Source organism: Pseudomonas paraveronii, assembly GCF_963681955.1.
GTDB lineage: Bacteria > Pseudomonadota > Gammaproteobacteria > Pseudomonadales > Pseudomonadaceae > Aquipseudomonas > Aquipseudomonas paraveronii.
This window is the reverse complement of sequence record NZ_OY817130.1, coordinates 4,459,259-4,481,860: the sequence shown is the minus strand read 5'-3', so window position 1 is coordinate 4,481,860 and position 22,602 is coordinate 4,459,259. Positions and strand designations below refer to the sequence as shown.

14 protein-coding genes and 1 pseudogene are annotated in these 22,602 nt (G+C 62.7%); 9 read left to right on the top strand and 6 right to left on the bottom strand.

Annotated features, from left to right (window positions below; genetic code table 11):
* Positions 1 to 32: 32 nt before the first annotated feature.
* Both ngg and U5A08_RS20585 read right to left on the bottom strand, forming a co-directional pair.
* On the bottom strand, positions 33 to 1,778 hold the full coding sequence (gene ngg, locus U5A08_RS20590) for an N-acetylglutaminylglutamine synthetase (protein ID WP_321848360.1): 1,746 nt from the start codon (positions 1,776 to 1,778) through the stop codon (positions 33 to 35).
* Between the two features lie 3 nt (positions 1,779 to 1,781).
* Positions 1,782 to 3,554: an N-acetylglutaminylglutamine amidotransferase gene (locus U5A08_RS20585; protein WP_253397623.1), complete on the bottom strand. Its 1,773-nt coding sequence runs from the start codon at positions 3,552 to 3,554 to the stop codon at positions 1,782 to 1,784.
* Between the two features lie 309 nt (positions 3,555 to 3,863).
* On the opposite strand from U5A08_RS20585, the gene U5A08_RS20580 reads away from it, so the two are divergent.
* Positions 3,864 to 8,684, top strand: a complete 4,821-nt coding sequence (locus U5A08_RS20580) for an NEL-type E3 ubiquitin ligase domain-containing protein (RefSeq protein WP_321848358.1) — start codon at positions 3,864 to 3,866, stop codon at positions 8,682 to 8,684.
* On the opposite strand, the gene mnmC is transcribed toward U5A08_RS20580, so the two are convergent.
* Complete coding sequence (gene mnmC / locus U5A08_RS20575) at positions 8,679 to 10,664, bottom strand: bifunctional tRNA (5-methylaminomethyl-2-thiouridine)(34)-methyltransferase MnmC2/FAD-dependent 5-carboxymethylaminomethyl-2-thiouridine(34) oxidoreductase MnmC1 (protein ID WP_321848356.1); 1,986 nt, start codon at positions 10,662 to 10,664, stop codon at positions 8,679 to 8,681. The two genes, U5A08_RS20580 and mnmC, sit on opposite strands and share 6 nt — an antisense overlap.
* A 141-nt stretch (positions 10,665 to 10,805) precedes the next feature.
* Between mnmC and pap the strand changes: the two genes are divergently transcribed.
* From pap to U5A08_RS20560, 3 genes are all read left to right on the top strand, one after another.
* Positions 10,806 to 12,323 carry a polyphosphate:AMP phosphotransferase gene (gene pap / locus U5A08_RS20570; protein ID WP_198717174.1) on the top strand — a complete coding sequence of 506 codons (1,518 nt, stop codon included), beginning with the start codon at positions 10,806 to 10,808 and terminating at the stop codon, positions 12,321 to 12,323.
* Between the two features lie 92 nt (positions 12,324 to 12,415).
* On the top strand, positions 12,416 to 13,600 hold the full coding sequence (locus U5A08_RS20565) for a thiolase family protein (protein ID WP_321848353.1): 1,185 nt from the start codon (positions 12,416 to 12,418) through the stop codon (positions 13,598 to 13,600).
* A 155-nt stretch (positions 13,601 to 13,755) separates the two neighbouring features.
* On the top strand, positions 13,756 to 14,712 hold the full coding sequence (locus tag U5A08_RS20560) for a DMT family transporter (RefSeq protein WP_198717172.1): 957 nt from the start codon (positions 13,756 to 13,758) through the stop codon (positions 14,710 to 14,712).
* Between the two features lie 478 nt (positions 14,713 to 15,190).
* Here U5A08_RS20560 and U5A08_RS20555 read toward each other — a convergent pair whose 3' ends face one another.
* Positions 15,191 to 16,207: an IS110 family RNA-guided transposase gene (locus tag U5A08_RS20555; RefSeq protein WP_177033629.1), complete on the bottom strand. Its 1,017-nt coding sequence runs from the start codon at positions 16,205 to 16,207 to the stop codon at positions 15,191 to 15,193.
* Positions 16,208 to 16,545: 338 nt separating this feature from the next.
* Positions 16,546 to 17,934 carry a class II fumarate hydratase gene (locus tag U5A08_RS20550; protein WP_198717589.1) on the bottom strand — a complete coding sequence of 463 codons (1,389 nt, stop codon included), beginning with the start codon at positions 17,932 to 17,934 and terminating at the stop codon, positions 16,546 to 16,548.
* Positions 17,935 to 18,127: 193 nt separating this feature from the next.
* On the opposite strand from U5A08_RS20550, the gene U5A08_RS20545 reads away from it, so the two are divergent.
* Both U5A08_RS20545 and U5A08_RS20540 read left to right on the top strand, forming a co-directional pair.
* Entirely contained in the window at positions 18,128 to 18,646 is a 519-nt protein-coding gene (locus tag U5A08_RS20545; protein ID WP_010567461.1) for a DUF2059 domain-containing protein, read from the top strand.
* Between the two features lie 6 nt (positions 18,647 to 18,652).
* Positions 18,653 to 18,946, top strand: a complete 294-nt coding sequence (locus U5A08_RS20540; protein ID WP_198717590.1) for a BolA family protein — start codon at positions 18,653 to 18,655, stop codon at positions 18,944 to 18,946.
* A 17-nt stretch (positions 18,947 to 18,963) separates the two neighbouring features.
* Here the strand turns inward: U5A08_RS20540 and U5A08_RS20535 are convergent.
* A pseudogene (locus U5A08_RS20535) lies at positions 18,964 to 19,086 on the bottom strand (outer membrane lipoprotein carrier protein LolA); the annotation flags it as partial.
* 86 nt (positions 19,087 to 19,172) lie between these two features.
* On the opposite strand from U5A08_RS20535, the gene trhO reads away from it, so the two are divergent.
* Genes trhO through U5A08_RS20520 form a run of 3 tightly spaced genes read left to right on the top strand, consistent with a single transcriptional unit; the run spans position 19,173 to position 22,563 of the window.
* Positions 19,173 to 20,114 carry an oxygen-dependent tRNA uridine(34) hydroxylase TrhO gene (trhO, locus tag U5A08_RS20530; RefSeq protein WP_198717591.1) on the top strand — a complete coding sequence of 314 codons (942 nt, stop codon included), beginning with the start codon at positions 19,173 to 19,175 and terminating at the stop codon, positions 20,112 to 20,114.
* A 3-nt stretch (positions 20,115 to 20,117) separates the two neighbouring features.
* Complete coding sequence (locus U5A08_RS20525) at positions 20,118 to 20,753, top strand: DsbA family protein (protein ID WP_198717592.1); 636 nt, start codon at positions 20,118 to 20,120, stop codon at positions 20,751 to 20,753.
* Entirely contained in the window at positions 20,746 to 22,563 is a 1,818-nt protein-coding gene (locus U5A08_RS20520) for an ABC transporter ATP-binding protein (RefSeq protein WP_253397614.1), read from the top strand. The genes U5A08_RS20525 and U5A08_RS20520 overlap by 8 nt, the downstream gene beginning before the upstream one ends.
* Positions 22,564 to 22,602 lie beyond the last annotated feature (39 nt).

The following is a 22,602-nucleotide window of genomic DNA, read 5'->3' as shown; positions in this document are numbered from 1 at the left end:
CGGCGATAGCGCCGCTCCAGGCAATACATCTTTCAAGCGCTTGGCTGACTGTGCGGAAACAACAAATCCACAAACCGCTCCGCTGTCGGCTGCGGCTCATGATTGGCCAGCCCGGCCCGTTCGTTGGCTTCGATAAACACGTAGTCCGGTTGATCGGCCGCCGGCACCATCAGGTCGAGGCCGACCATCGGGATGTCGAGGGCACGCGCGGCGCGCACGGCGGCGTCGACCAGCGTCGGATGGAGGATGCCGGTGACGTCTTCCAGGCAGCCGCCGGTGTGCAGGTTGGCGGTTCGGCGCACGGCCAACTGCACGCCGCTGGGCAGGATGCTGGAGTAGTCATAACCGGCTGCGTGCAGGGTGCGCTCGGTTTCGGCGTCCAGGGGGATTTTGCTTTCACCGTCGGTGGCGGCCTGGCGACGACGGCTTTGCGCCTCGATCAGGGCGCGGATGGAATGCTGGCCGTCACCGATCACTTCGGCCGGGCGGCGGATCGCTGCGGCGACTACTTCGAAGCCGATCACCAGGATGCGCAGGTCCAGGCCTTCGTGGAAACTTTCGAGCAAGACCCGGCTGTCGAACTGGCGCGCCGCTTCAATCGCCTGTTGCACCTCTTCGATGGTCTGCAGATCCACCGCCACGCCTTGGCCTTGTTCGCCATCGAGCGGTTTGACCACGATGCGCTGGTGTTCGTCGAGGAACTCCAGGTTGTCATCGGCGCTGCCTGCCCGTTGTTGCGCCGGCAGTTTCAACCCGGCGGCGTTGAGCACCTTGTGGGTCAGGCTTTTGTCCTGGCACAAGGTCATGCTGATGGCGCTGGTCAGGTCGCTCAACGATTCACGGCAGCGCACGCGTCGGCCGCCATGGCTGAGGGTGAACAGGCCGGCATCGGCGTCGTCCACGTGTACGTCGATGCCACGACGATGGGCTTCTTCGACGATGATCCGGGCGTAGGGGTTGAACCCCGCCTGCGGGCCAGGGCCGAGGAACAGCGGCTGGTTGATGCCGTTCTTGCGCTTGATCGCAAAGGTGGTCAGGGCACGAAAGCCGAGCTTGGCGTACAAGCTCTTGGCCTGGCGGTTGTCGTGCAGCACCGACAGGTCCAGGTAGCTCAGGCCACGGCTCATGAAGTGTTCTACCAGGTGGCGCACCAGCACTTCGCCGACGCCGGGACGGGTGCAGTGTGGGTCGACCGCCAGGCACCACAGGCTGCAACCGTGTTCCGGGTCGTGGAAGGCTTTCTGATGGTTGAGGCCCATCACGCTGCCGATCACCGCGCCGCTGTCTTCGTCCTCGGCCAGCCAATACACCGGGCCGCCCGCGTGGCGGGGCGTCAGGCGTGCGGCGTCAACCGGCAGCATGCCGCGTCCCTGATAGAGCTGGTTGACCGCTTGCCAATCGGCCTCGGTCTGCACGCGGCGAATACGGAAGCCACGAAACACGCGGGTCGACGGACGATAGTCAGAGAACCACAAGCGCAACGTGTCGGACGGGTCGAGGAACAGTTGCTGCGGATCGATCCCCAGGATCTGCTGGGGCGCGGCCACGTATAGCGCGATGTCGCGCTCGCCGGCCTGCTCGTTGAGCAGCTCCTCGGCGAGGCTGGCCGGGTCGGGAAACGTGTGGCCGATCAACAACCGGCCCCAGCCGCAATGCACCGCGATCGGCTCGGCGGCCAGTGGGCTGCCGTCTTCGGCCAGGCGTGCTTGCAGGCGCTCGTAGGTCGGCGCCTGGCCCTTGAGCAAGCGTTGGCTGTAAGCCGCTGCGAGAGGTTTCATCGATCAGATTCCTTGTTCGCTGAGCCACAGGTTCAGCGCCGCCAGTTGCCACAGCTTGGAGCCGCGCAGCGGGGTGAGTTGACCGTGTGGGTCGGTGAGCAGGCGGTCGAGCATGGCCGGATTGAACAGGCCGCGGTCCTGGCTCGGGTCCAGCAGCAAATCGCGGACCCAGTTCAAGGTATCGCCCTGCAAATGCTTGAGGCCGGGCACCGGGAAGTAACCCTTCTTGCGGTCGATGACTTCACTCGGGATGACCCGACGCGCCGCTTCCTTGAGGACCTGCTTGCCGCCGTCGGGCAATTTGAATTTGCCCGGTACGCGGGCCGACAGTTCCACCAGGCGGTAGTCGAGAAACGGTGTGCGCGCTTCCAGGCCCCAGGCCATGGTCATGTTGTCGACGCGTTTGACCGGGTCGTCCACCAGCATCACCGTGCTGTCCAGGCGCAGGGCCTTGTCCACGGCGGCGTCCGCGCCCGGCATCGCGAAATGCTCGCGCACGAAGTCGCCGGCGGCGTCATTGGCGGTCAGCCATTTCGGCGCGACGGTGGCCGCGTAGTCGTCGTAGCTGCGGTCGAAAAACGCCTCGCGGTACGCCGCATACGGATCGCTGGCGCCGTCCACTGGCGGGTACCAGTGGTAGCCGGCGAACAGCTCGTCGGCGCCCTGGCCGCTTTGCACCACTTTGCAGTGCTTGGCCACTTCCCGCGACAGCAGGTAAAAGGCGATGCAGTCGTGGCTGACCATCGGCTCGCTCATGGCGCGGAACGCGGCCGGCAGTTGCTCGATGATCTCGCCCTCGGCAATGCGCAGTTGGTGGTGACGGGTGCCGTAGTGCTTGGCGATCAGGTCCGAGTACTGGAACTCGTCGCCGCGTTCGCCGCCGGCGTCTTCAAAACCGATGGAGAAGGTCGACAGGTCCTGCACGCCGACGTCTCGCAGCAGGCCGACGAGCAGGCTCGAGTCGACGCCGCCGGACAGCAGCACGCCCACATCCACGGCGGCGCGTTGGCGGATGGCCACGGCTGCGCGGGTGCTGTCGAGTACGCGGTCGGTCCAGTCTTCGAGGGTCAGGTGCTGCTCATCCTCACGCGGGCCGTAAGGCAGGGTCCACCAGGTTTTCTGCTCGGTGTTGCCGTGGGCGTCGATACGCATCCAACTGGCCGGCGGCAGTTTCTCGATGCCAGCCAGCAGCGTGCGCGGCGCGGGCACCACGGCGTGGAAGTTCAGGTAATGGTTGAGCGCCACCGGATCGAGGATCGGGTTGATATCGCCGCCCTTGAGCAGCGCCGGCAACGTCGAGGCAAAGCGCAGGCGCTGGCCGGTGCGCGACAGGTACAGCGGCTTCACGCCGAGACGGTCACGAGCAATAAACAGACGCTGGGCATCGCGCTCCCAGATGGCAAACGCAAACATGCCGTTGAGCTTGGGCAGCAGGGCTTCGCCCCAGGCGTGGTAGCCCTTGAGCAGCACCTCGGTGTCGCCGCCGGAATAGAAGGCGTAGCCCAAGGCTTCCAGCTCCTGGCGCAGTTCCGGGAAGTTATAGATCGCGCCGTTGAAGGCCAGGGACAAACCCAACTGCGCGTCGACCATCGGTTGGGCAGAACCGTCCGACAGGTCCATGATTTTCAGGCGCCGATGGCCCAGGGCAATCGGCCCTTGGGCATGGAAGCCCCAGGCATCGGGGCCGCGTGGGGCCAAGTGGTGGGTGATGCGCTCAATCGCAGCCAGGTCGGCAGGTTGGGCATCGAAACGTAGTTCTCCAGCTAATCCGCACATAAATTCCTTACCGGTTTTTCCGTTGGGGAGGTTCAACACTCAATACGCCCAAAGGGCGCGTACCCAGAAACTGACACGGGCAAATCAACGGAGTTTTAGAACAATCTGTTATAAGGCAAACAGCCTTGACTGCTCGGGCGCGACCCTGCGCCGCGCGTGGCGGCGGATTCGCGGGCGGTAAATAGGGCTGGTAAACATACAAATTTTGCGCGGTTTGGTGGGGCAACCGCCCCGGTTTTTGCGTCATTCGCCGCAGGCGTCGGGCTTATCGTTGAGCGTCATTACTCAACGCGATAAGGAAGGCTACCGATGGCCGAATCACAGGATTCAGCTCAAACCGCCGCGCCGGTGACGCAAGAACAAGTCACCGCCGCGCTGTTGGAAATCACCGCAGACCTGGACAAAGCCCAGGTGCTGCAAGAGACGTTGCCCGCCTGGTGGATAGACGCCGATAGCCAGACGCGCCAGGCCCTGCAAAACGCCCATGAACACAGCCAGCACCCTCACGAACAAGCGGCGCGCCTGTTGGCGCGGGTCAAACCGCTCAAGGTTTTTTGCGCCGAGCGGCTGAAGGCGTTTCTGGCGGGCAAGGGGCATGCGTCGTTGGATATCGAGCGCGACACGCTGGATGTGCCTCAGCGTTCTTTCAAAATGAAAGCCCCGGTCGGCCCGGCGATCGAGGTCATCAAGACTGAGCGACACAGCCTGCTGCAGGCGGCCATGCAGAACTTCCCGCAGGCGTTTGCCGAGCCCGGCGGGATGGAGCAGGGCTCGGTCATTCGTGCGGGGCAGGCGGTCATTGAAGGCCTCAGCGCCGAAACCTTCGTGGGCTACTGCCGGGAGCTGGACCTCGGTGCCGCCTATCAACGGCATCTGCGGGAGGTGTTCAATCTGCCGGCTTCGGGCAACTCAGCGGCGGCTGCGCGCAGTTACAACCCAACCGTCTCGACCCTGGGGCAAGCCAGGTGCATGGACATGCAGACCGATCTGCACCTCGCGTATGCCAAGGGCGATATCAGCCAGTCGACCTACACGGTGCTGCAGGCGCTGATCAAGGCGGATGCCCCCGCCGAGCAGATGCAGCATCTGCTGTTTCACGGTAAGCCGCTGGTCTGGCAGGGGCTGAATATCGGCGGGAGCTGCGTGTGGGGCGTGATGGTGTTGGCCCACGCCTCGACAGATGGTTTTTCCTCGGGCCCGGTGGTGCTGTACATGCCCAATGAACCGATACGCCCCTGGTACGAGTACCCGTCGCTGGATGACTTCAAACAGTACCTGACGCTCAAGCTCCAGGTACAGACCTATCGGCGCTTCTTTACCGGCTACCTGGACGAGTCGGAACGCTTCGATTTTTTCCAGCGATTTGACCGCAGCCGAACCCTGGCGCGTCTGGAACCGGTGGCGGAGACGGGCAACCTGTCGAGGTTCTTTTTCAACGTCGGCACCGGCAAGCTGCTGCTCGACGCGCACCTGTTGGCGGTGCCCACGGCGCAGGCGGATGAAGACGCGCGCCGGAAGCGCCTGCAGAACTACCTGGACGCCGGCTTGACCGTGCTCAACGTCGCCGGTTTTGTGGTGCCGGGGTTGGGGGCCTTGATGATGGGGGTCGGCATCGGCCAGTTACTGGGCGAAGTGTTTGAGGGCACCGACGACTGGAATCATCGTGAAAAAGCCGAGGCGCTCGGGCATTTGGTCAACGTGGCTGAAAGCATCGCGGGGATGGCTCTGTTTGCGGCAGGTGCAAAGGTGTTCAGCGCAGCCAAGCGCCTGATCACCCGGCCGGTGGATTTTTTTGACAGCATGGAGGCCGTCAAGCGGCCCGACGACAGCACGGGGTTATGGCGGCGTCGGGCCCAGGCCTATCGTCAGCCCCCGGAAGTGATCGCCGGCAGCGTGGCCAACGGCGCGGGTGTGTATCAGGTCAACGGGAGGTTCTACGTCAAGATCGAAGGCGGGGTGTATTCGATGGTCTTCGACGCCGGCACCAAGCAGTGGCGCGCCCTGCACCCACAGCGCGGCGAGGCCTATCGTCCGGTGCTTGAGCACAATTCCATGGGCGGTTGGCGGTTTGAGTGGGAGCGGCCCGACGAGTGGGAAAACCGGTCCTACATCATCAAACGCTTGCATCCCGCGCTGGGTGCGCTGAGCGATGAGCGCTTGAACGAGATTGCGCACATTGCCGACCTGTCGTTGTCCGAGTTGCGCTACCTGGCGGCGGAAAACCTGCCATTGCCGGAGCGCTTCAGGGACGGTGTGGTGCGTTTCATACAAGAGCAAAAAGTGCGTGACCTGACCTGGCAGCTTGAACATCAGGCACAGTTGGATACCAGTACGGCACGCACCCAGATGTTCGCCTTGCCGCATATGGCCGATTGGCCCAGCGGGCGCTACTTCGAAGTGTTGAGCCGTGAGGGCAACCTGCTCGGGCGCTACCCGGACGTAGCCCCCTTCAATTATGAAGACATGAGCATCCACATCACCGAGCGACAGTTGGAAGACGGCGAGGTCATACCAACGCTGCTCGCCGCGCTGGACGCCGATGAAACCCAGACATTGCTCGGCGGCGTGGTTGAACCTGACGCGGCTGAGGCGACCTTGAAACGACGCTTGCTCGCCTCGCTCGATCTCACTCATCGGCAGGTGTGCGAGCAGCTGTATCAGGACGCCGAGGTGATCACTCACAGCGATCATGGCTTGCTCAAGTCGCGCTATCCGCGCTTGCCCAATCGCATCGCCTGGGAGCTGCTGTCCAAGACACCGAGCGTGGAACTCGGGCGGTTGCGTGAGTCCGGTCGGGTGCCGCTGGCGTTGGCGCAACAGACCCGCGAGGCGTTGCAACTGCTTGAAGAAGATCAGGCGTTCAGTGGTTTGTACTGGCCGCGCCAAGGCAGCGAAGCCACCCAGCGGCTGGCTGTCGGGCTGCTGGCGCGAGTGCCCGATTGGCCGCAGGCGATGTCGCTGCAAGTGCGCCGCGAAACGCTCACGGGCGAGCTGATTGCGCAACAGGGCGCGCCGGACGCGGCGTTGCGCCGCACCGTCGTGACAACGGCCCGGGGCTGTCAGGCATTTGATGGGCAAGGCAAGGCGTTGGCCCCGCTCGCTACCGGCGAGGAGGGGTTTTACCAGGCCCTGACGGATACGTTGTCGACCGATCAACTGGCCACGCTGAAACTGACGAGCGCGCAGCGCGGCGCGTTCTTGCGCCATGAGCTGCTGGCCAGGGCGCAAGCGGAGCGCAAGACGCTGGCGCGTTACCTCTGGCCGCAGCGCCCGCAGCCCAAGCCGGCGTTGGCATGCATTCAGGCGGTACGGCAAGATCCGCCGACGCAGCCGGCCGCGTTGATGCGCAAGGGGCGCAAGCTCTACCCCAAGCTCGACTCACGCCAGCTCGGCTGGTTGCTGCACGACCTGGGCCCGGATCACGTGTCGCGCGCCAAGGCGGTCAAAGGGCTGGAAGGCCAACTCAAGGTGCTGCTGCTGACGTTGAAGCGCTGGTATGACGACAAGGCGGCGACCAAAGGTATGTCCCGTTCTGCCCGGAAGGATTTTCGCTCGGCGCGCCAATCGGTCATGAAGTCCATTGAGCGCAGTTGGAAACGCAAGACGCTGCTGCCCAATGAGGAGGGGCAGGTATTTGGCCTGAAGTTGGACGGCATGGTGGCTGGCCCGTTGCCTCAGTTGCCTGCCGAAGTTGATTTCGCCCATGTTCGAGTGCTGTCGCTCAAGCACATGGCGCTCAACAATGACGTTGCGCAGTTCCTTGAGCACTTCAAGGGCCTGCAGACGCTCGACCTGATGGGCAACACACTGACCGACCTGCCGCAGACGCTGGAGCAGATGCCCGGGTTGCAGCGCTTGTACCTGAGCGACAACCAGTTGCAACTGACCGAGGCGTCCCGCACGACCCTGGCGGGCTTGACCGAACTGCGGCTACTGGACCTGAATAACAACCCGCTGCTGAACGCGCCGACGGTCGGGCGGATGTTGGATCTGCGCACATTGTTCCTCAATAGCTGCTCGCTCAGGGAACTGCCGGGCGGTCTGCGCAGGCCACCGTACCTGGAGACGGTGGACCTGCGTGGCAATCGAATCACGGCGTTGCCTCAATGGCTGGCCGATGTCCCGCGCGGGGTTGCGCGCACGCTTAACCTTGGGGGCAACCCCCTGGATGCTGCCAGTCGGCAGTTGCTGAGTCGCTACCGAAGCCGTGTCGGTGTGGGCATGGGCTTTCTGGAAGATGATATTGCCCGTATGACCGAGCAAAGGGCGCAGGAGCTCTGGTTGAAGGACGTGGGCACGCTGTTCACCAGCAAACAGGCCACCTGGAGCGCGCTCAAGGCGGAACCGGGCTCCGATGGGCTGTTCCATCTACTGGCCGGGCTGGGGGGCGCCGCCGATACCAATACGGTCCGTGAGGACATGAGCCGGCGCGTGTGGTGGGTGCTGGAGTCGGCCGAACACGATGCCGCCTTGCGCCAGGAGGTCTTTGACCGCGCCGCCACGCCGCTCAATTGTGACGATGCCGCGGCCGCGAGTTTCAGCAATCTGGAGGTGCTGACGCATATTCACGAGGCCTCGAAAGCCGTCGAGGGCGGTCAGTTGACCGCCGAACCGCTGCTGCATTTAAGTCGGGGATTGTTTCGGCTCGACCGGCTTGAGCGTTTTGCCCGCAAGCACAGCGACGAACACCCCAGCGCCGACCCGCTGGAGGTGAGCCTGGCCTTTCGAAAAGGCTTGGCCGACACGTTTGACTTGCCGGGCCAACCCCGAGATATGCGTTTCGAGAGCTTGAGTGAGGTCAAACCCTTGCACTTGAGGGCTGCCGCTGACCAGGTGCGGGCGGCCGAGGAATCATCCGAGTTGTTGAATTACCTGGTCGAACTGCCGGTGTGGACCGGCTATTTGAAGAAGGCCAACAGTGTGTCGCTCGGGCGCTTGACCGCGCCGTTCGACGAACGGATGCAGGCGGTGTTTGATCAGGGCGAGACGTTGAGCGATACCGACTACCGCGAGCAGATGAACGTGATTTTGCAGGAGCGGAACCAGGTTGAGTCCGCCGAGATCCGGCGTCAGACCGTAGAGGCGCTCAAGCCCGGCGCGCTGACCGCCTGCCCGCTGCCGTTGTTATGACCCGCCCGTGCCGCGGATCAATGCACGCAAGGCAAATCGATTCGGATGGCAGGCGTCGGCCACGCTTTTGGGCAGCGGCAAGGGTTCATCGTCCAGCCAGGCCGCCAGCAATTCAGCGCACAGCGGCGCGGTCACCAGGCCGCGTGAGCCGTGGCCGCTGTTGATGTACACGCCGTCGAGCCACGGGCAGGCGGCCTCGGGGACCTGGCGGGCATCCTTGCGCAGCGCGGCATAGGCCTGGTCGAAGAGGGCGTGATCGGCCAGCGGCCCGACAATCGGCAAGTAGTCCGGGCTGGTGCAGCGGAACGCGGCGCGCCCTTCGAGTTGATCGGCGGCCAGTGTGTCGGCGTTCAAGCGGTGGGCCAGGTCGACGGAGATTTCCCGCAGCATCTCCAGGTTGCCGACATGCTCGGCGACTGTCGGCGCCAGGTCGTCACTCTTGAAGTCGAAGCTGGCGCCCAGGGTGTGTTCGCCGAGGCGCGCCGGGGCCACATAGCCTTCGGCACAGACCACGGTGGCCAGCGCCTGGCTGTCCTGGGTTTGCGCCAGGCGGGTGATTTGCCCGCGAATGCGCTTGAGGGGCAGCTCGGCGCTGAACGGGAACCGCTTGATCTCGGCCGCGCCGGCCAGCACCACCACCGTGGCGCTGGCCAGCAGGGTGTTGCCGGCCAGGGCTTGCCATTGCCCGTCGACCCGTTGCAACTCAAGGGCCTCGTGATGCGTCAGCACGTTGATCAACGGGTGCCGGGCTTGCCATTCGCATAAGGCCGGCGGATGTACCCAGCCACCCTCGGGGAAAAACAGCCCGCCGTGTTCCAGCGCCACACCGGCGCGCGCTTGGGCCTGGGCCTGGTCCAACGGATGCAGCAGGCCTGGGGCAAACGCCGCAGCCAACTGGGCCTGGCGCTCGGCTTCCTTGGCGTTGAACGCCAGTTGCAGCACGCCGCAACCGTCCCAGTCGACGCCTCGGTGCAGGTGTTCGAGCAGGCGCCGGGTGTGGCCGAACCCGCTCAAAATCAATTGCGAAAGGGCCGTGCCATGGGCCGACAACTTGAGGTACAGCACCCCTTGCGGGTTGCCCGAGGCTTCCTCGGCCAGGGTGGTGTGGCGCTCCAGCAGGCTGACGTTCCAGCCGCGTGCGGCGAGGCTGGCCGCCGTGGTGCAGCCGGCCAGGCCGCCGCCGATCACCAGGGCGCTGCGTTCGCCGTGCAGCGGCGCCGGGCGCGCGAACCACGGTTTGCTCGCGGCAGGCAACGGCGTCTCGGCCGGCCAACCGAGGAATTCACCGCGCAGGATTTCCCATTTATGCCCAATGCCCGGCGTGCGCTTCATCTTGAACCCGGCGGCATTGATCAGGCGTCGCACCCAGCCGGTGCTGGTGAAGGTGCTGATGGTCGACCCCGGGGCCGCCAGGCGTGCCAGTTCGGCAAACAGCTCGGCGGTCCACATGTCCGGGTTCTTCGCCGGGGCGAAACCGTCGAGAAACCACGCGTCGATCTGCGCATCCAACTGCGGCAACTGCTCCAGCGCATCGCCGATCAGCAGGGTCAAGGTCACGCGGCCGTTATCCAGCACCAGGCGCTGGAAGCCTGGGTGGATGGCGATGTACTGCGCCAGCAATTGCGCGGCGAACGGCTGCAGTTGCGGCCAGAGCAGCAGGGCGCGTTGCAGGTCGGCGTGGCTCAGCGGGTACTTTTCCACGCTGATAAAATGCAGGCGTGCGCCGGCCACCGCGTGTTGTTCGAACAACTGCCAGGCGCAGAGAAAGTTCAGCCCGGTGCCGAACCCGGTTTCGCCGATCACCAGGCGCCCGCCCGCCGGCAAGGCCGCAAACCGTGCCTGCAAACGGTTCTGTTCGAGGAACACATAGCGCGTTTCTTCAAGGCCCGACTGGTCGGAAAAGTACACATCGTCGAAGACCCGCGAGTGCGGGCGACCTTGGTCATCCCAGTCGAGCTGGGCGTGGGTTACAGGGTTCATGGGCGACTCGGCAAAGGCAAGGCGGCCATTCTAGCCGATCAACCGGCAATGAATTGATCCATGGCAAGCGAGCGTGGAATTTCCTGCCGCGTGTTGCTGCCCAATCCGCTAGTCTTGAGCGATCTTGAAACGGAGCTGCTCATGTTCGAATCCGCTGAAATCGGTCATGCCATCGACAAAGACACTTACGACGCCGAAGTACCGGCCCTGCGCGAAGCCTTGCTGGAAGTGCAGTTCGAGCTGCAACAGCAGAAACGTTTCCCGGTGATCATCCTGATCAACGGCGTCGAAGGCGCCGGCAAGGGCGAGACGGTCAAGCTGCTCAACGAATGGATGGACCCGCGCCTGATCGAGGTGCGCACCTTCGACCAGCAGACCGACGAAGAGCTGGCCCACCCGCCAGCCTGGCGATACTGGCGGCAGTTGCCCGCGAAAGGCCGCATGGGGGTCTTCTTCGGCAACTGGTACAGCCAGATGCTGCAAAGCCGCGTGCAGGGCGATATCAAGGACGCGCGGCTCGATCAGGGCATCGCCGGCGCTGAGCGCCTGGAGAAGATGTTCTGCGACGAAGGCGCGGTGATCTTCAAGTTCTGGTTTCACCTGTCCAAGAAACAGATGAAAGCGCGGCTCAAGGCCCTGGCCGACGACCCGCTGCACAGTTGGCGGATCAGCCCGCTGGACTGGCAGCAGTCCAAGACCTATGACAAGTTCGTCCACTTCGGCGAACGCATCCTGCGCCGCACCAGCCGCGACTACGCGCCCTGGCATGTGATCGAAGGGGTCGACAGCAATTATCGCAGCCTCACGGTGGGCAAGATTCTGCTCGAAGGCCTGCAAAACGCCCTGAGGCAGCCCAAGGGCAAAGTCAGCGGCATGAACCCTGCGCCGTTGCCGGCGGCCGTGGATCAAGTGAGCCTGCTCAACAGTCTGGACATGACCCTGAGCCTGGAAAAAGACGATTACGAAGAGCAATTGATCACCGAGCAGGCGCGTCTTTCCGGCCTGATGCGCGATAAGCGCATGCGCAAGCACGCGTTGATCACGGTCTTCGAAGGCAACGATGCGGCCGGCAAAGGGGGCGCGATCCGCCGGGTCGCCGCGGCCCTCGACCCTCGCCAGTACCGAATCGTGCCGATCGCCGCACCCACTGAAGACGAGCGCGCCCAGCCTTACCTGTGGCGCTTCTGGCGGCAGATTCCGGCGCGGGGCATGTTCACCGTGTTTGACCGTTCCTGGTACGGCCGCGTGCTGGTGGAGCGCATCGAAGGCTTCTGCACGCCGATGGACTCGATGCGCGCCTATGGCGAGATCAACGATTTCGAAGAGCAACTGCGCGATGCCGGGGTGATCGTGGTCAAGTTCTGGCTGGCCATCGACAAGCAGACCCAACTGGAGCGCTTCCAGGCCCGCGAAGCGATCCCGTTCAAACGCTTCAAGATCACCGACGACGACTGGCGCAACCGCGATAAGTGGGATCAATACCGTGCCGCCGTGGGCGATATGGTCGACCGCACCAGCACCGAGGTTTCACCGTGGACCCTGGTCGAAGCCAATGACAAGCGCTGGGCGCGGGTCAAGGTGTTGCGCACCATCAACCTGGCGCTGGAAGAGGCGTTCGCCAAGTCCGACAAGCACGACCAGAAAGGCAAGAAGAAGTAGGCCTATAGACGGGGTGAATGATCGTCGCGGTTGGGCAGGCCTGGATCTATCCTCGGTCCATCTCCCAACAACGACAAGATCGAGGTAGCCCCATGCGTGAAGTAGTGATCGTCGACAGCGTGCGAACCGGCCTGGCCAAATCCTTTCGCGGCAAGTTCAACCAGACCCGGCCGGATGACATGGCGGCCCATTGCGTCAACGCGCTGCTGACGCGCAATGGCATCGACCCGGCGACGGTGGAGGATTGCATCGTCGGCGCGGGCTCCAACGAGGGCGCCCAGGGCTACAACATCGGGCGCAACGTCGCGGTGCTGTCGCAACTGGGCACCGGCACGGCAGGGATGACCCTCAACCGTTTCTGTTCCTCGGGCTTGCAGGCGATTGCCATCGCGGCCAACCAGATCGCTTCGGGCTGCAGCGATATCATTGTCGCCGGCGGCGTCGAGTCCATCAGCCTGACCATGAAAAGCGTCAACACCGACAACCTGATCAACCCGCTGCTCAAAGAACAGGTGCCGGGCCTCTATTTTCCCATGGGCCAGACCGCCGAAATCGTCGCGCGCCGCTATCACGTCAGCCGCGAGGACCAGGACCGGTATGCCCTGCAAAGCCAGCAACGCACCGCCCAGGCCCAGGCCGATGGTTTGTTCAACGATGAAATCGTGCCGATGGCGGTCAAGTACGCCGTCGAGGACAAGAACAGCGGCGCGGTGCAGGTGCTCGACGGTGTGGTCGACCGTGACGACTGCAATCGCCCGGACACCACCCTGGCCAGTCTCCAGGGTTTGAAACCGGTGTTTGCCGAAGACGGTTCGGTGACGGCGGGCAACTCTTCGCAATTGTCCGACGGCGCCTCGATGACACTGGTGATGAGCCTGGACAAAGCCCTGGCGCTGGGGCTCAAGCCCAGGGCGTTTTTCCGTGGCTTTGCCGTGGCCGGTTGCGAGCCGGATGAGATGGGCATCGGCCCGGTGTTCTCGGTGCCCAAGTTGCTCAAGGCCAGGGGCTTGCAAGTGGCGGATATCGACCTGTGGGAACTCAACGAAGCGTTCGCCTCCCAATGCCTGTATGCGCGCGACCGCCTGGAAATCGACAATGCCAAATACAATGTCAACGGCGGCTCGATCTCCATCGGCCATCCGTTCGGCATGACCGGCTCGCGGCAAGTCGGGCACCTGGTGCGTGAGTTGCAGCGGCGTAATCTGCGCTATGGCGTCGTCACCATGTGCGTGGGCGGCGGCATGGGGGCGACCGGGCTGTTCGAAGCTGTGCGCTGAGTCCGTTGTGGGGCTGGCTTGCCTGCGATAACGGGTGTTTGGCTGACACTCCGTTATCGCGGGCAAGCCAGCCCACATTTGAATGGCGGCGTATCCCAATCGGTGTCCTTGCCCCTAGAATGCCTGTTCCACTTCCTCTGGTTTCTGGGGCGCGCATGCACATCTCTTCCGGCCGCTGGGTCTACGGCTTTTGCTTGACCCTGCTGACCGCGCTGCTCTGGGGCATTCTCCCGATCAAACTCAAGCAAGTGCTGCAAGTGATGGACCCGATTACCGTCACCTGGTTTCGCCTGACGGTCGCGGGCAGTTGCCTGTTCGTCTATCTCGCCGCCGTCAAGCGGTTGCCCAGCGTGCGCGTGCTCGGGCCGCGCGGCGGTTGGCTGGTCGCAATGGCCGTGTGCGGCCTGGTGGGCAACTACGTGCTGTACCTGGTAGGCCTGAACATGCTCAGCCCCGGCACGGCGCAACTGGTGGTGCAGATGGGGCCGATCTTCCTGATGGTCGCCAGCGTGTTTGTATTTAAAGAACGCTTCAGCCTGGGCCAGGTGCTGGGCCTGGTGGCGCTGCTCATCGGCTTTGGCCTGTTCTTCAACCAGCGTCTGGTGGAGTTGCTGACGTCCTTGGGCACTTACACCGCCGGGGTGCTGACGATCCTGCTCGCCACGACGATCTGGGTGTTCTACGCCCTGGGCCAGAAGCAATTGCTGACGGTGTGGAATTCGTTGCAGGTGATGATGGTGATCTATCTGTCGTGTGCTGTGTTGCTCACGCCTTGGGCGCATCCGCTGGAGGCCCTGCAACTGAGCCCGGTGCAAGGCTGGTTGCTGCTGGCGTGCTGCATGAACACGCTGGTGGCCTATGGCGCATTTGCCGAGGCCCTGGCCCATTGGGAAGCCTCGCGGGTGAGTGCGACCCTGGCGCTGACGCCGTTGGTGACGTTTGTGGCAGTGGCCTTGGCGGCGTGGTGGTGGCCGGATTTTGTGCAGGCTGAACAGATCAATGCGCTGGGGTATGTGGGGGCGTTGGTGGTGGTGTTGGGGTCGGCGATGGTGGCGTTGGCGCCGTCGTTGTTTGCGGGGCTCAAGGCGCGGCGGGCGCGGTTGGCGTCTTGATTGGCCCAGGTGTTTTTATCGGGTGTACGCGGGCCTAAGTGTGGGAGGGGGCTTGCGGATACATATCCAACAGGTTCACCTCGTTCTAAATGTGGGAGGGGGCTTGCCCCCGATGGCGGCCTCTGGGCCGACCATTTTTTTGGGTTGAGTACATATCCGTTTCTTTGGTAACGGCTGCTATAGGTTCCGCTCTTACAGCGGGTCACTTTTGGAAAAGAGCCCCAAAAGTAACCAAATGTATGGTCAGCCCACCTTTTGCTATCCAGTCACGATGAACGGTAAATCAGGCTTGCGCTAATGTATCCGGGCTCCTTGTGAGCGCGGTTACGCGTTCGGCCCTTGATGAGTATTCGCTCCTGCCTGTCCTTAAAAGCGCTTCAGCTTCGAAAGCTATTTTGCTTATCAGGTTCTCAGCCAGGGTATCTGCCGTTTATCGCCATCAATTACTGACGTCGCAAAAGCCGGTGGTAAAGCTGGGTCACACGGTGAAATGCCCGTTGTAGGTGCCACCTTTGGTCAGCAGCGCCCAGACAATCCTGGCCATTTTATTAGCCAGCGCACAGGCAACTTTGTTAAGCGGTTTCCGAGCCAGTAGGTTTCTGGCCCAGACTCCAAGGGCGTCGTTTCGCTTATCGATTCGATAAAGCAGGGTTTGGGCGCCCTGCATCAGCAAGGTTCTCAAATACCGATCCCCGCGCTTGCTGATACCCAGGAGTGTGGTTTGCCCTCCGGTTGAGTATTGCCGTGGCACCAGCCCCAACGAAGCCGAAAAATCTCGGGACGATTTATATATCGAAGCGTCCCCGACATCGGCCACCAGCGCGCTAGCGATGAGGGGGCCTATGCCGGGGATGCTCTGTAATCTTTTGCCAGCGTCACTCCCGTTCACCTGCTGCTTGATCTCGATATCCAGTGCTTTGATTTCGCTGGTCAATTGACGAATGTCATCAAGCATCCGACTAATAGCCTGCCGCAGGCGCAGCGGTAGATTGTGCTCTTCCATCAATGCAGGAACCCGATCCAGCGCGGCATAGCCAGCGGGAAAGATAACGCCAAACTCCAGTAAGAACCCGTGCACCTGGTTGATCACTCCAGTGCGCCGACTCACCAGTGATTTACGCAGTTTATGCACGGTCGACAACACCTGCTGATCAACCGACTTGACCTGTACAGAGCGCGTTCTGGGACGTGATGCGGCCTCACAGATAGCCTCGGCATCAATGAAGTCGTTCTTGTTGCCGGTGACGTAAGCCTTCACATGCTGCGGCGCTATCAGTTGGACCTGATGACCGAGCTTGGTGATTTCTCTGGCAAGAAACTGTGACCCGCCACAGGATTCCATGGCGACTTTGCAGGGGGGCATTTGTGCAAGTAATGGCAGCAACTGGCTTCGATTGAGCTTCTTGCGCAGTACCTGATGGCCTTGTGCGTCCTGGCCGTGTAAGTGGAAGCTGTTCTTGCCAATGTCGATGCCTAGAAGCGTTACGCTGTTCATGAGAAAACCTCCTCAGGAAAAGTGAGAACCTCAGTAGTGTAGACCTGAGGTTCTCGCCGGGCTGACCATCTCATTAGGGCTCTTGCCCCACCACTCGGCACCTCGCCTAGGCTCGGTGTGCCCGAACGCAGGCTTGAATCCGTGGGCCGCCGTCATGGGCCATCCATGGCCCAGGACGGCTAACCCGGCGTCCTGCCGGGTTACCCACGGATTCAAACCTGCGTTCGGCCAGCGTGGTTTTACGGGGCGCCTAAGATCAAGATCAAAAGCAGATCAAGAGCAAAGCAAGAGCAAAGCAAGAGCAAAGCAAGAGCAAAGCAAAAGCACGTGCTATGCGCTTATTGTCCGGCCTCCAGCATGTTTTCCGGGCGTACCCATTGGTCGAACTGTTCGTCGGTCAGGTAGCCCAGATCCAGCGCGGCTTCCCTGAGGGTCAGGCCTTCGGCGTAAGCCTTCTTGGCGATCTGCGCCGACTTGTCGTAGCCGATGTGCGGGTTGAGCGCGGTCACCAGCATCAGCCCGCGTTCCAGGTGCGCGGCCATTTGTTCGGCGTCGGGTTCGAGGCCGGCGATGCAGTGTTCCTGGAAATTGTTGCAGCCATCGGCCAGCAAGCGGATCGATTCCAGCAGGTTGTGGATGATCACCGGTTTGTACACGTTCAACTGCAAATGTCCCTGGCTGGCGGCAATGCCGATGGTTACGTCGTTGCCCAGGACCTGGCAGGCGAGCATCGACAGCGCTTCGCACTGGGTCGGGTTGACCTTGCCGGGCATGATCGAGCTGCCCGGTTCGTTGGCCGGCAGTTTGACTTCTGCCAGCCCTGCGCGTGGGCCGGACCCTAGCAGGCGCAGGTCGTTGGCGATTTTCATCAGGGCCACGGCCAGGGTTTTCAGGGCGCCGTGCAGGGTCACCAGCGGTTCGTGGCCGGAGAGGGCGGCGAATTTGTTGGGTGCGGTCACGAACGGCAGGCCCGACAAGGCCGCCAGCTCGGCGGCAATCGCCTCGCCAAAGCCGTGGGGCGAGTTGAGCCCGGTGCCGACGGCGGTGCCGCCCTGGGCCAGCTCGCACACCTGGGGCAGGGCGCTGCGGATCGCGCGTTCGGCGTAATCGAGCTGGGCGATGAACGCCGAGAGTTCCTGGCCAAAGGTGATCGGCGTGGCATCCATCATATGGGTGCGACCGGTCTTCACCAGCTTCATATGGCGTGCCGACAATTCCGCCAGCCCGCCGGACAGGTGGGTAATCGCGGGCAGCAGTTGCTGGTTGACCGCCTGCACCGCCGCGATGCTCATGGCGGTGGGGAAGCAGTCGTTGGAGCTCTGTGAGCGGTTCACATGATCGTTCGGATGCACCGGGCTCTTGCCGCCGCGGGCCTTGCCCGACAGCTCGTTGGCGCGCCCGGCGATCACTTCGTTGGCGTTCATGTTGCTCTGGGTGCCGCTGCCGGTCTGCCACACCACCAGTGGGAACTGGTCGTCATGCTGCCCGTCGAGCACTTCGTCGGCGGCCTGCTCGATCAGGCGAGCGATGTCGGCGGGCAGGTCGCCATTGCGGCTGTTGACCCGGGCCGCGGATTTCTTGATCAGGGCCAGGGCGTGCAGTACCGCCAGGGGCATGCGCTGCTCGCCGATGGCGAAGTTCACCAGTGAGCGTTGGGTCTGCGCACCCCAGTAAGCGTCATCCGGGACTTGGACTTCTCCCAGGCTGTCGGTTTCGATACGGCTCATCGGGCACACTCCTTCAGGTTCGTTTGCGCAGTTTAGGCCGTGATCGACCCAGTGGGTTCCCTAAAAGACTTCTCATCGGATTCATCCACCGCAAATCCAGGCCCGACAGGGCCTGGGGTTGAGCCGCGAGGTTTTTTAGGCGCAGAATGGGCGCCCTTGGGGTCTGACCTCGCCTGCTAGAAAAGGAAACTCGATGACTCGTCTTCGTGCCATCTGTACCGCGGTTGCTCTGGTTTGCGCCAGCGGCCAGGTTTTTGCCGATACCGCCAGCCACAACGCCAGTGCCGAAGCCTTCCTTACCCTGGCCCACGCTGACAAGCTGGGGACCCCGGTGTACATGCAAGTGCAGCAAATGTTCGCCCAGCGTTTCGAACAGACCAAAGCGCCGGCCGCCAAGCAGTCCGTACTGGACAGCTACCAGGCCAAGGCCAATGCCGCCCTGGACCAAGCCATCGGCTGGCCAAAACTGAAACCGGACATGGTCAAGCTCTACACCAGCAACTTCAGCGAATCCGAGCTCAAGGACCTGGTTGCGTTCTACCAGTCTCCACTGGGCAAGAAAGTCCTGGAAAAAATGCCGCAGTTGACCCAGCAATCGGCCCAGATGACCCAGGCCAAGCTGGAAAGCGCCGTGCCGGTGGTGAACAAGCTGTTGGAAGACATGACCAACGAGCTGACACCTAAAGCCGCCGCTCCGGCCAAGAAGAAGTAAGCAGGAATGACCATGCAACAGCGTATCGAAACGGCGCTTGCCGCCCTGGGCCCGGACCACTTGAGCGTGCTGGATGAAAGCCACATGCACAGCCGTGGGTTGCAGACCCACTTCAAGGCCGTGCTGGTCAGCCAGCAGTTCGAAGGGCTTAACCGCGTCAAGCGCCACCAGAAGGTCTACGCCACCCTGGGTGACCTGATGAGCGAGTTTCACGCGCTGGCGCTGCATACCTACACGCCTGAAGAATGGGCGAAAATCGACGCAGCCCCGGCCTCGCCGACCTGCGCCGGCGGCCATTGACGGGTTGATGTTGAATCTACTGTAGGAGCGAGCTTGCTCGCGAAAAAACTCAGAGCGCCGCTGGGCGTCAGGTTATCCGTGTCATCGTTCACGACCTTCGCGAGCAAGCTCGCTCCTACAGTTAACGGTTCATCCCTGATAGAATCCGCAACGCGCCGCTTAGCCGGCGCGTTTTTTTTGCATCCGGTTCACCCCTTACGAGGGTAGCCACCTGGAGAGAACACCCATGACTCAACCGATTGTCGTGGCGGCACTGTATAAGTTCGTCACCCTCGAAGATTACGTCGCCCTGCGCGAGCCCTTGCTGCAGGCGATGGTCGACAACGGCATCAAAGGCACCTTGCTGATCGCCGAAGAAGGCATCAACGGCACCGTTTCCGGTAGCCGCGAAGGCATTGATGGCCTGATGGCCTGGCTGAAGAACGACCCGCGCATGGTCGATATCGACCACAAAGAGTCGTACTGCGACGAGCAGCCGTTCTATCGCACCAAGGTCAAGCTCAAGAAAGAGATCGTGACCCTGGGCGTCGAAGGCGTCGACCCGAACAAAAAAGTCGGCACCTACGTCGACCCGCAGGACTGGAACGCGCTGATCAGCGACCCGCAAGTGCTGCTGATCGACACCCGCAACGACTACGAAGTGTCCATCGGCACCTTTGAAGGCGCGATCGACCCGAAAACCACCAGTTTTCGCGAATTTCCCGACTACATCAAAGCCAACTTCGACCCGGCCAAGCACAAGAAAGTCGCCATGTTCTGCACCGGCGGCATTCGTTGCGAGAAGGCCTCCAGCTATATGCTCAGCGAAGGCTTCGATGAGGTTTACCACCTCAAGGGCGGCATCCTGAAGTACCTCGAAGAGGTGCCGCAGGCCGAGACCAAATGGCAGGGCGACTGCTTTGTGTTCGACAACCGTGTGACCGTGCGCCACGACTTGAGCGAAGGTGACTACGATCAATGTCATGCCTGCCGCACACCGGTTAGTGTGGAAGATCGTGCATCCGAGCACTACGTGGCGGGCATCAGTTGTCCACATTGCTGGGATAAGCTGCCGGAGAAAACCCGTCGCAGCGCGATCGACCGGCAAAAGCAGATTGAACTGGCCAAGGCCCGCAATATGCCGCACCCGATTGGCTTCAACTACAAGCAAACCCCTTCCGAGGCCTGAGCCATGTCTGCGCGCCTGCTCTATGTGATGGACCCGATGTGTTCCTGGTGCTGGGGCTTTGCCCCGGTGGCCGAGGCGTTGGTCGAGCAGGCCAAGGCGGCCGGTGTGGAGCTGCACCTGGTGGTGGGCGGCTTGCGCACCGGCAGTGGCGCGGCGCTGGAGCCGACGACACGGCGCTACATCCTGGAACACTGGCAGGCGGTCACCGACGCCACCGGGCAGACGTTCAAGCGTGACGGCGCGCTGCCTGACGGTTTTGTCTACGACACTGAGCCGGCGTGCCGCGCCATCGTCACCGCGCGCAGCCTGGCGCCGGATTGCGCGTGGAAGCTGCTGGGGCTGATCCAGCATGCGTTTTATGTCGAGGGGCGCGACGTGACCCTCGCCAGTATTCTGGTGGAGCTGGCTGAAAAAGCCGGCATACCGCGCATCGAGTTCGCCGGGGCGTTTGACCGTGCCGAACAGCACGCCGCCACCGCCGCCGATTTCACCTGGGTGCAGGATTTGGGGATCGCCGGTTTTCCGACGCTGCTGGCTGAGCGCAATGGCCAGTTGGCTTTGCTGACCAACGGCTATCAGCCGCTGTCCGCGCTGTCGCCGCTGCTCGCCCGCTGGCTGGAGCGAGCTGCCTGTGCCTGATCAGCCTGACGCAGAGCCCACCCATCACGTCGATCGACTGACCTGGGCGGAAATACGCCGCCTGGCCTTGCGTCACAAGAAGTCCCTATGGGTCGCCAATGGCGTCGCCGTGCTGGCGACCCTGTGCAGCGTGCCCATCCCCCTGCTGTTGCCCCTGCTGGTTGACGAAGTGCTGCTGGGCCATGGCGATGCCGCGCTCAAGGTGATGAACCACGCGCTGCCCCTGGGCTGGCAGAAAGCTGCCGGTTATATCGGCCTGATGCTGCTGGTGACCCTGACCCTGCGCTGCGCTGCGCTGGTGTTCAACGTGGTGCAGGCGCGCTTGTTTGCGCGGCTGGCCAAGGACATCGTCTACCGCATCCGTGTGCGCCTGATCGAGCGGCTCAAGCGTATTTCCCTCGGCGAATACGAAAGCCTCGGCAGCGGCACCGTCACCACGCACCTGGTCACCGACCTGGATACGCTGGACAAATTCGTCGGCGAAACCCTCAGCCGTTTCCTGGTGGCCATGCTGACCTTGGTCGGCACCTCGGCGATATTGATGTGGATGCACTGGCAACTGGCATTGCTGATCCTGCTGTTCAACCCGCTGGTGATCTATGCCACGGTGCAGTTGGGCAAGCGCGTCAAGCACCTGAAGAAACTGGAAAACGACAGCACCTCGCGCTTCACTCAGGCGTTGACCGAAACCCTCGACGCCATCCAGGAGGTCCGTGCGGGCAATCGCCAGGGCTTTTTCCTCGGCCGCCTCGGCCAGCGGGCCCGGGAAGTGCGTGACTATGCCATTCACTCCCAGTGGAAAACCGACGCCTCCAGCCGCGCCAGCGGTTTGCTGTTCCAGTTCGGCATCGACATTTTTCGCGCGGCGGCCATGCTCACCGTGCTGTTTTCCGACCTGTCCATCGGCCAGATGCTCGCGGTGTTCAGCTACCTGTGGTTCATGATCGGCCCGGTGGAGCAGTTGCTGAACCTGCAATACGCCTACTACGCCGCGGGCGGGGCGCTGACGCGGATCAACGAGCTGCTCGCCCGTGCCGATGAGCCGCAATATGCCGGCGGCGCAGACCCGTTCACCGGGCGCGAAACGGTCGGCATCGACGTGCGTGGCCTGACGTTCGGCTATGGCGAAGAGCGGGTGCTCGACCAGTTGAACCTCAGCATCGAACCCGGTGAGAAGGTGGCGATTGTCGGCGCCAGCGGCGGTGGCAAAAGTACCCTGGTGCAACTGCTGCTGGGGTTGTACACACCGCAGGCGGGCAGTATTCGTTTTGGCGGTGCAACCCAGCAGGAAATCGGCCTGGAGACCATCCGCGAGCACGTCGCGGTGGTACTGCAACACCCCGCGCTGTTCAACGATACCGTGCGTGCCAACCTGACCATGGGCCGCAATCGCAGTGACCAGGCCTGTTGGCAGGCGCTGGAAATCGCCCAGTTGGACGCGACCGTCAAGGCCTTGCCACTGGGCCTGGACAGTGTGGTGGGACGCTCCGGCGTGCGCTTTTCCGGCGGCCAGCGCCAACGCCTGGCGATTGCGCGCATGGTCTTGGCCGAGCCCAAGGTGGTGATCCTGGACGAGGCGACCTCGGCCCTGGACGCTGCCACCGAGTACAACCTGCACCAGGCGCTGGCGCGGTTTCTCAGTGGGCGCACTACACTGATCATTGCTCATCGACTCTCGGCGGTGAAACAAGCTGATCGGGTACTGGTGTTCGACGGTGGGCATATCGCCGAGGACGGTGACCATCAGCAACTGATCGCTGATGGCGGCCTATACGCCAAACTTTACGGACACTTGCAACAAGTGCGTTGATTTAGCCTACGCTGTGCTATCAGGAGCGGATGTTCGCGT

Bases quoted from the DNA above. Each gene is read 5' to 3' on its own strand.
- U5A08_RS20525 (WP_198717592.1), top strand. From the start codon at position 20,118: ATGTCTGCGCGCCTGCTCTATGTGATGGACCCGATGTGTTCCTGGTGC.
- U5A08_RS20565 (WP_321848353.1), top strand. From the start codon at position 12,416: ATGCGTGAAGTAGTGATCGTCGACAGCGTGCGAACCGGCCTGGCCAAA.
- U5A08_RS20555 (WP_177033629.1), bottom strand. From the start codon at position 16,207: ATGAACAGCGTAACGCTTCTAGGCATCGACATTGGCAAGAACAGCTTC.
- U5A08_RS20540 (WP_198717590.1), top strand. From the start codon at position 18,653: ATGACCATGCAACAGCGTATCGAAACGGCGCTTGCCGCCCTGGGCCCG.
- U5A08_RS20560 (WP_198717172.1), top strand. From the start codon at position 13,756: ATGCACATCTCTTCCGGCCGCTGGGTCTACGGCTTTTGCTTGACCCTG.
- ngg (WP_321848360.1), bottom strand. From the start codon at position 1,778: ATGAAACCTCTCGCAGCGGCTTACAGCCAACGCTTGCTCAAGGGCCAG.
- mnmC (WP_321848356.1), bottom strand. From the start codon at position 10,664: ATGAACCCTGTAACCCACGCCCAGCTCGACTGGGATGACCAAGGTCGC.
- U5A08_RS20580 (WP_321848358.1), top strand. From the start codon at position 3,864: ATGGCCGAATCACAGGATTCAGCTCAAACCGCCGCGCCGGTGACGCAA.
- U5A08_RS20545 (WP_010567461.1), top strand. From the start codon at position 18,128: ATGACTCGTCTTCGTGCCATCTGTACCGCGGTTGCTCTGGTTTGCGCC.
- pap (WP_198717174.1), top strand. From the start codon at position 10,806: ATGTTCGAATCCGCTGAAATCGGTCATGCCATCGACAAAGACACTTAC.
- trhO (WP_198717591.1), top strand. From the start codon at position 19,173: ATGACTCAACCGATTGTCGTGGCGGCACTGTATAAGTTCGTCACCCTC.
- U5A08_RS20550 (WP_198717589.1), bottom strand. From the start codon at position 17,934: ATGAGCCGTATCGAAACCGACAGCCTGGGAGAAGTCCAAGTCCCGGAT.
- U5A08_RS20585 (WP_253397623.1), bottom strand. From the start codon at position 3,554: ATGTGCGGATTAGCTGGAGAACTACGTTTCGATGCCCAACCTGCCGAC.